Source organism: Edaphobacter lichenicola (genome assembly GCF_014201315.1).
GTDB lineage: Bacteria > Acidobacteriota > Terriglobia > Terriglobales > Acidobacteriaceae > Edaphobacter > Edaphobacter lichenicola_B.
Genome location: NZ_JACHDY010000004.1, coordinates 210,069 through 222,758, shown reverse-complemented (window position 1 = coordinate 222,758; position 12,690 = coordinate 210,069). Strand labels below are relative to the sequence as shown.

Below are 12,690 nucleotides of genomic sequence, written 5' to 3'. Positions count from 1 at the left end.
GACTTTTATGACTACTTCAACTACTTCTTCTAAAGGCACTGAGCTTGGCAAAGCTCTTGGCACTGCTCTCATCACTGGCGCATCGACAGGAATCGGGGCAGTTTATGCGGATCGGCTGGCGCACCGCGGCTATGATCTGATCCTGGTGGCTCGCAACGGCGAAAAGCTGAAGGAGCTGGCGGCTTCGCTGACTTCGGCGACTGGCCGTTCGATCGATGCGGTTGCCGCGGACCTTACGAACAAGGCGGATTTGCACAAAGTCGAGGAGCGGTTGCGCTCGGATAAGTCGATTACGACGCTGGTGAACAATGCGGGCTTCGGCGGGACGACTTCGCTGGTGGACTCGAAGATCGATGAGCTGGAGAACATGATTGAGCTGAATGTGACGGCGCTGACGCGGCTGACCTATGCGGTGTTGCCGGGATTCCTGGCTAGAGGCAAGGGCGCGATCATCAACATCTCTTCGGTTGTGGCAGTGGCTCCGGAGTTGTTGAATGGCGTGTATAGCGGGACGAAAGCTTATGTGCTGAACCTTACGCAGTCGCTGCATAAAGAGGTGGGCGGCAAGGGCGTTCAGGTGCAGGCGGTGCTGCCTGGGGCTACGGCGTCGGAGTTCTGGGGCCGCGCGGGGATTGGCGGGCATGAGAATCTGCCGTCGGAGATTGTGATGAGTTCGGAGGAGATGGTGGATGCTTCGCTGGCTGGGTTCGACAGCGGGGAGCTGGTGACGATTCCGGCGCTGCCTGAGGTTGCGGATTGGGAGCGGTTCGATGCGGCTCGGGTGGCGCTGGGGCCGAACCTTTCTCATAAGCATTCGGCAACGCGATATGGCGTGCGTGCTTGACGGCTTGTCCTGCCGGACGGGCTCCCTACGCGGGAGGCGGTCACTTCGTGACTTGTATACCCCTTCGGCTGGCCCTCCCGTTGGTCGGGGGAAGATGATTCCGACCAACGGAGGAGCTTTGCTGCTGGCGCTGCTGAGACCGGTAGACGCGTCACGAAGTGACCGCCTCCCGCGTAGGGAGCCCGTCCGGCAGGACCCTTATTTTGCTGCTAGCGTGATGCACTCCTCGAGGATGTCGAGGGCTATGCTGGCCTCCTGCTCGTTGACGATGAGCGGGGGGCAGAGGCGGATGGTGGTTTCGCCGCAGCCGAGGATCAAGAGGCCGCGCTCGAAGGCCAGATCGACGACCTTGTCGCGCATGGGGCCGACTGGCGTGCGGGACTTTTTGTCTTTGACGAGCTCGACGCCGATCATGAGGCCGCGGCCGCGAACGTCGCCTACGGTGGGATGCTTGGCGACCCAGGGGCGGAGGCGGTCGAGCATCTTTTCGCCTATGGTGGCGGCGTTTTGGAGGCCTTCGCGCTCGAGAATGTCCAGGGTGGCGAGGGCGGCGGCGATGCAGATGGGATTGCCGCCGAAGGTGCTGGCGTGCGAGCCGGGGACCCAGTCCATGACTTCGGCCTTGGACATGCAGATGCCTAGCGGCATTCCGCTGGCAATGCCCTTTGCGATGCAGACGATGTCGGGTTGGACGCCGGAGTGCTCGATGGCCCACCACTTCCCTGTTCTTGCGGCGCCGGATTGGACCTCGTCGGCGATGAGGAGGATGCCGTGGCGGTCGCAGATGCGGCGAATCTCCTGGAGGAAGTTGGTTGGGGCTACGACGTAGCCGCCTTCGCCCTGGATGGGCTCGAGGATGATGGCGGCAACCTCTTCGGGCGGGAGGATGGTCTTGAAGAGGCGGTCTTCGATGTAGCGGGCGCAGTCGAGGGCGAAGGCTTCCTGCTCTTCTGGCGTGCCGTCGGGACAGCCGCGGTAAGCATAGGGATAGCGGATGTGGTGGACGCCGGGGACGAAGGGGGCGAAGCGGCGCTTCTGCTGGGGCTTGGAGCCGGTGAGCGAGAGCGCGCCCATGGTGCGGCCGTGGAAGGCGCCGAAGAAGCTGATGATGTTCTGGCGGCCGGTGTGGTAGCGGGCGAGCTTCATGGCGCACTCGACGGCTTCGGCACCGGAGTTGCCGTAGTAGAACTTGTGCGGACCGGGCATGGGCGCGATGGCGGAGAGGCGCTCGGCGAGGGTGGTCATGTTCTGGTAATAGAAGTCGGTGCCGGACATGTGGATGAGTTCGGCGGCCTGATCTTGGATGGCCTTGACGACTTCGGGATGACAGTGGCCGGTGGAGTTGACGGCGATGCCGGCGGCGAAGTCGAGGAACTCGTTGCCGTCGACGTCGGTGACGCGGATTCCGCGGCCGGACTTGGCCACCATGGGGTAGCTGCGGGTGTAGCTGGGGGAGATGAGGCGGTCGTCGTCGGCGACGATCTTTTTGGCGTTGGGACCGGGGAGGGCGGTCTTGAGCTTGGGGCCGAACTCGGCGTAGTGCATGGAGCGGATGGCGGGGGTGACGCCTTGTGCCGAGTTTTGCTTCAGGTCTTCGGGGGTCTTTTCAGTCAGGGTGGACATGCGAATCTCTCCTTGGGGGCAGCGGTGCGTTTGGTCTTTCCGTTCGTGCTCGTATCCGTTCCAGGTGTGGACGGCGGCGCTCTGTGGTTGCAGAGAGAACGGTTTGCGCTGGTGGCGAGGACTTCGCCGGCTGGTGGGGTGTTCGAGCTTAGTCGCCGGCGAAGAGACTAGGTCGCGTGAGGCTGGGCAGGACGCGGAGATGGCGGCGCGGCATCTGGTGGCGCTTGGGGCGGCACTGGAAGGCTGCGCTGCGATTGCTCCGGGCTGTGTCGAACAGCGATTTCATGGGGAGTCTGCCTTTGGCGGTGAGTATACCTTATCGTGGTAACACTCGAAAACCTGTGTCCTGCCGGACGGGCCCACTGCGCGTGGGGCGGGCGTTCGCACGCCTTTTTAAAGCTTCGCGTGGTCCTCCCGTTGGTCGGAGGATATATTGATTTCGATCAACGGGAGAACATTCGAGGTTGATCCTGCCGGGACCGGTATACGCGTCACGAAGTGACCGCCCCACGCGCAGTGGGCCCGTCCGGCAGGACATGGCGTTTTGGCAATAAACTCTCCTTGACAGCTTAGGGAAGTGGGTCTAGTCTCCTAATCATCTTAGGGGGAGACACTTGACTACCCAGGCCCAACTTCTTCCCGGCACACTTGATTTGCTGATTCTGCGCGCGGTCTCGCTTGGGCCGTTGCATGGGTATGGCGTGCTTCTGCGCATTGAGCAGATCTCCGGCGGGGCGCTGTTGATTGAACAGGGTGCGCTTTATCCAGGGTTGTTTCGGCTGCTGCGCCAGGGTCTGCTGAAGGCCGATTGGGGCACCTCGGAAAATAATCGTCGGGCCAAGTTTTACGAACTGACTGCGGTAGGCCGTAAGCGTCTGCAGGAAGAGACGGACAGTTGGAACCGCCTGGCTACCGCGATCGCCAGCGCACTTGCTACGCAACCGGAGGAAATATGAGACTCTTCGACTCTCTACGCTCCTTTGCTTCGAACCTCTTCCATCGTGCTGAGATCGATCGTGAGATCGAGGAGGAGCTTCGCTCGCACATTCAACATCGCGCCGATGATCTCGAGCGTGGCGGGCTTCCGCGCGCAGAGGCAGAGAGGCGTGCGCGTATCGAGTTTGGCGGTTATCAGCGACTGAAAGAGGAGAGCCGCGATGCGCTTGGCGGCCAGTTCGGCGAGGGGCTTGTTCTGGACATTCGTTTCGCGCTGCGCAGAATGGCTAAGAAACCCGGCTTCGCGATTGTTGCTGTTTTGACACTGGCGTTTGCGATCGGGGCGAATGCAGTGGTGTTTGCTGTTTTGAATGCGTTCATCCTGCGGCCGTTGAATGTGCCCCAGTCAGAGAGCCTCTACGGGCCGTGGCGGTTGTCCAGCGATATGTCCGAGTCGTATCCGGACTATCTCGACCTGCGGGACCGCAACCACAGCTTTGAGACTCTGGCGGCTTATAACATCTTGGAGGCGGCGCTGGATACGGGCAACGATCCCTCACGCGCATGGGTTGATGAGGCCAGTGGAAATTACTTCGATGCTTTGGGCCTCAAGCCGTATCTGGGCAGGTTCTTTCATGGCTCCGATGAACACGGTCCGAACAGCGCACCCTACATCGTGCTGACGTACGACTACTGGCACAGCCACTTTCAGGGTGATCCGAGCGTCGTCGGTCGTGTCGTCCGGCTGAACAAGTTTCCGTACACCATCATCGGGGTGGGACCACCTGAGTTTCATGGCACTCTCATGTTCTTCAATCCCGACTTTTTTGTGCCGATTGTGAATCACGCGCAGTTCGATGAGAACGATCTGAACAATCGCGGCGATCGCTGGGTCTTTATGACGCTGGGACACCTGAAGGCGGGAGTGACTCCGGCACAGGCGATTGCGGATCTGAACTCGGTTGGAGCATCTCTCGAGAAGGCGTACCCCAAAGACGATCCCAAGATGAGCTTCAAGCTGGCGCGTCCGGGTCTTTATGGGGACTACGTTGGCCGCCCTGTGCGGACGTTTATGACCGCGCTGATGCTGTTGGCGGGATTGATTCTGCTGGCTGCCTGTGCCAACCTCGGCAGCCTGTTTGCGGCGCGCGCTTCGGATCGATCGCGTGAGATCGCTCTGCGGCTGGCGCTTGGGTCGAGTCGTAAACGGATTCTGCGGGGACTCTTTGCAGAGGCGGTTCTGATTTCGCTGGTGGGCGGGGCGGTTGGACTTGCAGGCAGCGTGGTGCTGTTGAGGGCGTTGAGTGTTTGGCAGCCGATCTCCCGGTGGCCTCTTCATATGTCCGTGAATCCGGATGTAAAGGTGTATGCGGTTGCTTTGTTTCTGGCGTTGGCCAGTGGATTACTGTTTGGCGCAGTGCCGGTTGGGCAGGTTCTTCGCACCGATCCGTATGAGGCGGTGAAGGGCGGCGCAGTAGAGGCGAAGCGCGGCAGGTTTGGTTTGCGGCTGAGTTTCCGCGATCTGCTTCTTGTCGTGCAGATTGCAATCTGCGCCGTGCTCGTCACTTCTTCGATCGTCGCCGTGCGCGGATTGGCGCATTCGCTGCACAACAACTTCGGCTTCGAGCTGCAGAACACAATGCTGGTAGAGACAGACTTGAATATGGCGGGCTATCGGGGCGACAAAGTGCCGCCGATGCAAAAGCGCATGATGGATGCGTTGGCGGCGATTCCGGGCGTTGAGTCCGTGGGTTTCGCTGATCAGGTGCCCCTGGGGGATGCGCAACCGGACTCGAATGTCTTCGCCGACAGTACGACGGATCTGAGGCCTGCGAATGCCGCATCAGACGCACTGATGTTCAAGGTCTCGCCTGAATACTTTCAAGCGGCAGGTACAGCACTGGTGTCGGGAAGGGCCTTCACGTGGCAGGAGGACAAAGACAAGCCGCGCGTGGCGGTGGTGAATCGACAGTTTGCGCGGAAGATCTTCGGCTCCGAAGCAAAGGCTATGGGCGCGTACTTCAAGATGCCGGATGGAGCGCGCATTCAGGTTGTGGGAATTGCGGAGGATGGAAGATATGGAAGTCTCACGGAAGATCCACAGCCTGTGATGTTTCTTCCCATTCTGCAATCACCATCGAACTCAGCCTTTCTTGTGGTGAGGTCAAGCCGCGATCCGGAGCAGCTGGGACAAGCCATCAGGAATACGTTGCGGAATATGGATGCCGGACTACCGGTTTATATCCAGACGCGCTATAAGACTCTGGACGCGTTTCTGTTTGGTCCACGGATGGCGACGATTTCGCTGGGCGTATTGGGGGTTATGGGCGCGATGCTGTCCGTGGTTGGGATCTTTGGCATGGCGTCTTTCTCGGTGAGCAAGCGGCTGCGCGAGTTTGGGATTCGCATCGCGCTGGGGGCGCAACGGAGGGAGCTGTTGCAGGCGGCGTTGGGGCAGACGTTCCGATTACTGGCGTTCGGTTCGGCTGTCGGGATCTTGCTTGGTCTTGCGGCGGGCAAAGTGATTGCTTTTATTGTGTCTCAGGCTACGCCGTGGGATCCGATTGTGCTGGGTGGGGTGGTGGTGACGATGCTTCTGCTGGGGTTGCTGGCTGGCTGGATTCCGGCGCGGCGTGCGCTGGCTACGGATCCTTTGCTGCTGCTGCGCGAGGAGTAACGCGGGGCAGATTGCTCGTGTTGCTGGCAGGACAATGTTGCGCTAGCGGATGACGCTGCCCGGGACCAGGGGCTGGGGGGTGTCGTTGTCGAACTGCAGGCTGAAGGCGAACAGGAGATGGTAGAGATCGCTGTGCAGGGTGGTGTAGTCGAGGCAGAGGACGTGACGGGTGGGATCGACGGGGTCAGACTTCTTCTTTGCTTTAACGGGGATGTTGCCGAGGAAGCAGGCTTTGGCGGCGTAGGTGGTCTGGGGAATTTTGCCTGCTGTGGCTGGCATGGGGACTGAGGCCAGGACGATGGCTGCGGGGTGGCCGTCGATGGTGTAACGGGTGGCCTCCTGGGTGACGGTTGGCTCGCCGTACTGCTTGAGCTGACGGAGGATCTGCTCGCGGATGAAGGGGCCGAGCGTGGTGGCACCGCGGAGGACGTTGGGGCAGGTGTTGTCGATGGTGGAGAGGACGAAGGATGAGGTGTCGACCGGGGTGACCGAGTTGGCGAAGAAGGTGGAGCGGGCACACTTCGGCGACGCGGCGGTGGTTGAGCTGGAGGACTCTGGGGCGGTTCTTTCGGCGACGCTGGCGGGGTCGGGCACGAAGCGGCCGGGGTAGAAGTAGGTGATGTTCAGATCCTGATCGTGGAAGCTCCGCGGCAGGTTGGGATTGGGCTGGGCGGAGGACTGGTCGGGAGTTTGAGAGCGCGCAGAGACACAGACGAGAAGAAGGAGCAATAAGGCCGCAGGACGAAGCACCATCTCCTTATCGTAGCACCGCGAGGGCTTTGAATGCAGGCGTGGCCGCGAGGCAAAGGCGCGATACCATTGAGGAATGCCCGTCAATTCAACGCCAAATCGAACGCGGATTCTGCTGTGCTTTGCGTGCGTGTATCTCTTCTGGGGATCGACCTACCTGGCGATGCGGTATGGGGTGGAGGTGCTGCCGCCGTTTGTGCTGGGGAGCGTGCGGTTTCTGCTGGCGGGCGTGCTGATGCTGGCTGCGTCGGCTGCGCTGAAGAGGAAGATGTGGCCGAATCGGCAGGAGCTGGCGCGGTTGGTGGTGATTGGGGTACTGATGCTGGGGTGCGGGAATACGTCGGTGATCTGGGCGGAGCAGTATCTTCCGACGGGGCTGGCGGCGCTACTGGTGGCGGTGGTCCCCTTGTATGCGGCGCTGATCGAGATTGTGCTGCCCAGAGGCGAAGGGTTGAGAGCGAAGGGGTGGGTTGGGATCTGCATTGGGTTCGCGGGTATTGTGTTTCTGCTGTGGCCTGGATTGCGGGAGGGACTGCGTGGCGACTCGCGGCAGATCGTCGCGGCTGGAGTGACGCTGGGCGGAGCGATGTGCTGGACGGGCGCGTCGGTGATCTCGCGGCGATCGACGTTTCAGATTAGCGGATTCGCGGCGGCGGGATGGGAGATGCTGTTCGGCGGCGTATTCAATGCGTTGATGCTGGTGGTGACGAAGGGATACCACGGGGCGCAGTGGGGATTGCAGGCCTGGGCTTCGACGCTTTATCTGGTGGCGTTTGGATCGATTCTTACTTACAGCGCGTATGTCTATCTGCTGGACCATGTGGCTGTGTCGAAGGTGGCGACGTATGCGTATGTGAATCCGGTGATCGCGGTGATTCTTGGGGTGATCCTGCTGAAGGAGCGCTTTGTTGCGGTGGAGTATGTGGGGATGGCGGCGATTCTGGTGGCGGTGTTTCTGGTGACCAGCTCGAAGATGAAGAGTGGCGCGGCGACGGTGGTGGATGAGGATGTCGCGGCTGGGCTTGAGGCTTAGTCTGCTGGTTCGCGTCTGCTAGTCTGCGGGCATGAGGCGATTTTTACTCGCGGCGATATGCGTGGCGGGAATGATTGGTTTGCAGGGGGCAACTCCTGCCGCGACCGATGCGCGGGCGAGGGAGTTGATTCGTACGCTGAAGCTGTCGGTGCTGCCGAAGGAGTCGGGGTATCTGGGGATCATCGGAGTCTCTGCGCAGAAGGTGACGGTTGGTGGGCGCATGCTCGCGGTGCAAAGCCAGAATTACTACATGCTTACGCGGGAGAGGCCGATAAATTATTTGCACTGGCTGGAGCCGGACGACACGCACATCCTGGTGGAGGGCGGGCCGGTGGACTACTTCATCTTTCATCCGGAGGGACGTGTGGAGAAGGTGACGCTTGGGTTCGACTACGCGGCGGGACAGAGGCCGGTGGTTGCGGTGCCGGGGGGTTGCTGGAAGGCCTTGCGGCTGCATGAGGGAGCTAGCTTCGCGCTGATGGTGAATACGCTTTCGCCTGAGTTTACGCCGGATCGCGTGAGGATTGGCGAGGGTGCTGAGTGGGTGAAGCGGTTTGCGAGTGCAGCGCCGTGGGCCACGCCTGAGACGCTGCGGGAGTTCATTGGGCCGAACTGGGTGAAGTAGCTTTGAGATGCCGGTATAGCTCGCTGAGCGGAAACCGAAAGAGTTGTCCTGCCGGACGAGCCACTGCGCTTGCCACTCCGATTCGCGCGGTCACTTCGTGACTTGTATACCCTTTTTTGCTGGCTTTGGCCTCCTCCAGTTGGTCGGGGAGAGAAGCTTGCTGAGGATTGTCACGCACGGGTTTTTACGACATGCCGATGATCTCGCCTGCTGCGTCGACGTTGATGTCCATCGCGCGGGAGGACTTGGGCAGGCCGGGCATCAGCATCATGCTGCCCGAGATGACGACGAGAAAGCCTGCGCCTGCGGAGAGGACCACGTCGGTGATGTGGAGGGTCCAACCGGTGGGTGCGCCCATCAGTTTGGGGTCGTCGGTGAGGGAGTACTGTGTTTTGGCTATGCAGACGGGAAGCGCGCCGTAGCCCCACTTTGTGAAGCGCGCCAGTTTTTCTTTGGCTTGCGGCGAGAGCTCGACGTTGGCTGCGCCGTAGACTTTTTGCGCGACGGCGGTGATCTTCTCGAGCGGCGAGGCACTTGGGATGTAGGTGTTGGTTGGCGTGACGCTGGGGTTGGCGGCGATGACGCTGACTACCTTCTCGGCAAGGGCGGCGGCTCCGGCTCCTCCTTTGGTGAAGGCCTCGGAGAGAGCGAAGGCAGCGCCTTGAGCTTCGCAGTACTTCTCGAGGAACTTGAGATCTTCGTCGGTGTCGTTGGGGAAGCGGTTGATGGCGACGATGGCGGGGAGGTTGAAGCCGCGGACGATGGCGATGTGCTTCTTCAGATTTTCGAAGCCGGCTTCGAGGTCGCCTGCACCCTGGTTGCGAACCGACTGCACGGTGGTGACGAGGACCGCGGCGGAGGGCTTGATGCCGGAGGAGGGCATGACGATGTCCATGTACTTTTCGAAGCCGAGGTCGGAGGCGAAGCCAGTTTCGTTGATGACGTAGTCGGCGAGGCGGAGGCCCATCTGGTGCGAGAGGACCGAACTGGTGCCATGGGCGATATTTCCGAAGGGTCCGCAATGAACCAGCGCTGGCGTGCCCTCCGTGGTCTGGACGAGGTTGGGGAAGATGGCTTCGCTGAGCAGCGCCATCATTGCGCCGGTGGCGTTCAAATCTTTTGCGAGGACGGGCTTGCCGCTGCGGGTTGAGCCGACAACAATTCTTTCCAGCCGAAGCCGCAGATCTTTGCGGCTTGCGGCGAGCGCCATGATGGCCATGATCTCGCTGGCGGCGGTGATGAGGAAGCCGGTGTGGCGGTTGGCTCCGTCGCGTTTGCCGCCAGACTGAACGATGATGTGGCGGAGAGCGCGGTCGTTCATGTCGAGCGTGCGCGGCCAGGTGATGGTGTTAGGGTCGAGGTCGAGATCGTTGCCGTGGAAGAGGTGCGAGTCGATGAGGGCGGCGAGGAGGTTGTGCGCGGAGGTGATGGCGTGGAAGTCGCCGTGGAAGTGAAGGTTGATCTTTTCTGCTGGCTCGACCTGCGAACGGCCACCGCCGGCTGCTCCGCCCTTCATGCCGAAGACGGGGCCGAGGGAGGGTTCGCGCGAGGTGATTATGGCTTTTTTGCCGATCTTTTCGAGGCCCTGCACGAGGCCGATGGAGGTGACGGTCTTGCCTTCGCCGGAGAGAGTGGGCGTGGTTGCGGTGACGAGGATGAACTTGCCGCGAACGGGGAAGGTGGGATCGTCGAGGAGGTTGAGCGTGAGCTTGGCGCCGTAGCGGCCGAGGCGTTCGACGTACTTCTCAGGCAGGTTGAGTTTTTCGACGATGGCTTCGATGGGGAGAAGATCTTTGGTCATGGGTCTCGGCGTGTTCGGGTTAGAGGAAAGCTAGGGGGCCGCGGTGCCCATGGGAACTGGGTAGAGCGGCGCGGCCTCGGCGCGGCCGAAGCGGACGGCGGTCTTGGTGATGCGATTGAGCGTGTCGATGTTGTTCGAAGAGAAGTACCAGACGAGAAGGTGGCTGTTCCAGTTGGTGGAGAGGCCCATCGTGTAAAGCGACTGCGGAACCGTGGACTGGTTTGCGGAGTCTGTGGTTGAGGCCTGGGGCTGCGCTGGGCCTTGCGCTGGGCCTTGAGCAGCGGCCATGTGGACCTTCTGCCAGCCGACGTTGTACCAGGAGGGTTGCGCGATGGGCTTCATGCCGGGGACCTTGTTGACGATCTCGGCGAGGTCTGCAAGGAGCGTGGTGCTGCTACTCTCGTGCTCCGCGTTGAGGCAGTCGACGTCGAGTTCGGCTAGCAGGATGGTCGCGGTGATGGCGGGCGTGATGGTGACCTGCGTGCCGCCGTCCGCGGTGGGTTGAGTGCTTGTGGTTTGTGCCGGGCCTGATTGCGGGAGTTCAAGCAGAAGTGCAGGACGCAGACAGTGAGTCTCGGCGGCGAGCTTTGGGTTGTCGACGTTGAAGAGGGTGAGATGGCCGTCGTGCAGGACTTTTTCGGGGTCGGCCTTGACGAGGTCGGAGGGGTAGAAGAGGCGCAGCTTGAGGGCCTCGCTCTCCCACTCGGTGGTGCCGTGAGCAGCGGTTTGCGCGGCTGCGGCGAGAGATGCCACGAGGAAACAACTAGCAACGAGAGTTCGGATTGCGAAGGTCATTGATTCCGCTCCAGCAACTTGTCTTGCGAGGTACTTTTCCGGCGGCCTATCTTCTCTTCCAGCGGGCTTATTTTCTTTTCCAGCGGACGCCATCTTTGGAGTCTTCGATTAGGATGCCTTTTTGGAGCAGGTCGTTGCGGATGGCGTCGGCGCGGGCGAAGTTGCGGGTCTTTTTGGCCTGGGTGCGTTCGGCGACGAGGGCGTCGATGGCAGCGTCGGAGAGGGCGAGATTGGCGACGGTTTCGGGGGCGGCTTCGTCGATGCGGCCCTCGGCTTCGGCCCAGGTGAGCGCGGCGCGAGTGATGGCGGCGTCGCGGTCTTCGAGGACGGCGAAGACTGCGTCGAAGAGTTCGAGGAGCTGAATGATCTCTGTCGCGTTTTCGTTGCGCAGCGTTCCATTGTCTGCTGCGGTGTTGGCGGCGCGAACGAGATCGAAGATTGCGGCGCGGGCTTCGGCGGTGTTGAGGTCGTTGGCGAGGGCGATGGTGTAGGCCATCCTTGCCTCGTCGGTGAGCAGAGAGAGGGCCTGGTCGCATCCTTGCGGGAAGCCGCCCTTGACCATGCGCTGGTGAAAGGTGCGCAGGCGGTCGATGGCGTTGGTCGATTCGATGAGGCTGTCGAAGGTGAAGTTCATCTGGTGGCGATAAGGCACGGAGATGAGCAGGAAGCGGATGGCGGAGGCGCGATAGCCCTTGAGGAGCAGGTCGCGGAGGGTGTAGAAGTTGCCCTCGGACTTGGACATCTTCTTGCCTTCGACGAGCAGGAAGCGGACGTGCATCCAGTGGCGGACGAAGGGCTTGCCGCTCGCGGACTCGGATTGTGCGATCTCGTTCTCATGGTGCGGGAACATGAGGTCTTCGCCACCGGCGTGGAGGTCGATATTTTCACCGAGAAATTTTGTGGCCATGGCGGAGCACTCGATGTGCCAGCCAGGGCGGCCGGTGCCGAGGGCTGTCTCCCACGATTGTTCGCCGGGTTTTACAGCCTTCCAGAGGGCGAAATCGCGGGCAGCGTCCTTCTCGTATTCGTCGATGTCGACGCGGGCTCCGTCTTCGATGCCGTCAAAGTCTTTTTTGGAGAGCTTGCCGTACTCGGGGAAGCGGGCGATACGGAAGTACCAGCTACCGTCTTCGGCCTGGTAGGCGATGTCTTTGGCGGCGAGCTGCTCGATGAGACCCACCATGTCGGGGATGCAGGCGGTGGCGTGGGAGATGTACTCGGGACGCTCGATGCCGAGGGCGTCGAGGTCCTCGAAGAAGGCATTCTCGAACTTTTTGGTGTACTGGGCGATGGGGACGCCGGCGGCTGCGGCGTTGCGGATGATCTTGTCGTCGACGTCGGTGATGTTCATGACGTGTTCGACCGGGATGCCCTGCTGGCGGATGACGCGGCGCAGGACGTCGACATGGAGGAAGGTGCGGAAGTTACCGATGTGGCCGTAGTCGTAGACGGTCGGGCCGCAGCAGTACATTCGCAGAGCTTTTTGGTCGACGGGGGCGAGGGTTTCGATCTTTCCGCCGAGGGTATTGAAGAGTTCTATGGTTGCCACGTGCTCTAGTATCCTGCCGCAGCCGGCGCGTGGCGCGGTGCAGACTGCTCTCGCTTG

General features: G+C 61.3%; 11 protein-coding genes. 6 read left to right on the top strand and 5 right to left on the bottom strand.

Going from position 1 to position 12,690, the window contains the following annotated elements; genetic code table 11:
• Window positions 1-7: 7 nt before the first annotated feature.
• Entirely contained in the window at window positions 8-844 is an 837-nt protein-coding gene (locus HDF09_RS14415) for an SDR family NAD(P)-dependent oxidoreductase (RefSeq protein ID WP_183767518.1), read from the top strand.
• 198 nt (window positions 845-1,042) lie between these two features.
• On the opposite strand, the gene HDF09_RS14410 is transcribed toward HDF09_RS14415, so the two are convergent.
• Window positions 1,043-2,467, bottom strand: a complete 1,425-nt coding sequence (locus HDF09_RS14410) for an acetyl ornithine aminotransferase family protein (RefSeq protein WP_183767516.1) — start codon at window positions 2,465-2,467, stop codon at window positions 1,043-1,045.
• Window positions 2,468-2,570: 103 nt separating this feature from the next.
• Here HDF09_RS14410 and HDF09_RS14405 point away from each other — a divergent pair, with 103 nt between their 5' ends.
• The 3 genes from HDF09_RS14405 (at window position 2,571) to HDF09_RS14395 (ending at window position 6,080) form a co-directional block, all read left to right on the top strand.
• Window positions 2,571-2,795: a hypothetical protein gene (locus HDF09_RS14405; protein WP_183767514.1), complete on the top strand. Its 225-nt coding sequence runs from the start codon at window positions 2,571-2,573 to the stop codon at window positions 2,793-2,795.
• Between the two features lie 286 nt (window positions 2,796-3,081).
• A complete protein-coding gene (locus tag HDF09_RS14400) occupies window positions 3,082-3,423 on the top strand; it encodes a PadR family transcriptional regulator (protein ID WP_179586269.1) in 342 nt (113 codons plus the stop codon).
• Window positions 3,420-6,080 carry an ABC transporter permease gene (locus HDF09_RS14395; protein ID WP_183767512.1) on the top strand — a complete coding sequence of 887 codons (2,661 nt, stop codon included), beginning with the start codon at window positions 3,420-3,422 and terminating at the stop codon, window positions 6,078-6,080. Before HDF09_RS14400 ends, HDF09_RS14395 begins: the two co-directional genes overlap by 4 nt.
• A 42-nt stretch (window positions 6,081-6,122) precedes the next feature.
• On the opposite strand, the gene HDF09_RS14390 is transcribed toward HDF09_RS14395, so the two are convergent.
• Window positions 6,123-6,833 (bottom strand): hypothetical protein, encoded by a 711-nt coding sequence (locus tag HDF09_RS14390; RefSeq protein ID WP_183767510.1) that lies wholly within the window; start codon window positions 6,831-6,833, stop codon window positions 6,123-6,125.
• A gap of 73 nt (window positions 6,834-6,906) precedes the next feature.
• Between HDF09_RS14390 and HDF09_RS14385 the strand changes: the two genes are divergently transcribed.
• Window positions 6,907-7,863, top strand: a complete 957-nt coding sequence (locus HDF09_RS14385) for an EamA family transporter (protein ID WP_183767508.1) — start codon at window positions 6,907-6,909, stop codon at window positions 7,861-7,863.
• A 70-nt stretch (window positions 7,864-7,933) separates the two neighbouring features.
• Window positions 7,934-8,488, top strand: a complete 555-nt coding sequence (locus tag HDF09_RS14380) for a cupin domain-containing protein (protein WP_183767506.1) — start codon at window positions 7,934-7,936, stop codon at window positions 8,486-8,488.
• 184 nt (window positions 8,489-8,672) lie between these two features.
• Here HDF09_RS14380 and HDF09_RS14375 read toward each other — a convergent pair whose 3' ends face one another.
• From HDF09_RS14375 to cysS, 3 genes are all read right to left on the bottom strand, one after another.
• Window positions 8,673-10,289, bottom strand: coding sequence for a formate--tetrahydrofolate ligase (locus HDF09_RS14375; RefSeq protein WP_183767504.1), 1,617 nt, complete (start codon window positions 10,287-10,289; stop codon window positions 8,673-8,675).
• A 30-nt stretch (window positions 10,290-10,319) separates the two neighbouring features.
• On the bottom strand, window positions 10,320-11,084 hold the full coding sequence (locus HDF09_RS14370; protein WP_183767502.1) for a hypothetical protein: 765 nt from the start codon (window positions 11,082-11,084) through the stop codon (window positions 10,320-10,322).
• Window positions 11,085-11,151: 67 nt separating this feature from the next.
• On the bottom strand, window positions 11,152-12,633 hold the full coding sequence (gene cysS / locus HDF09_RS14365) for a cysteine--tRNA ligase (protein ID WP_183767500.1): 1,482 nt from the start codon (window positions 12,631-12,633) through the stop codon (window positions 11,152-11,154).
• Window positions 12,634-12,690 lie beyond the last annotated feature (57 nt).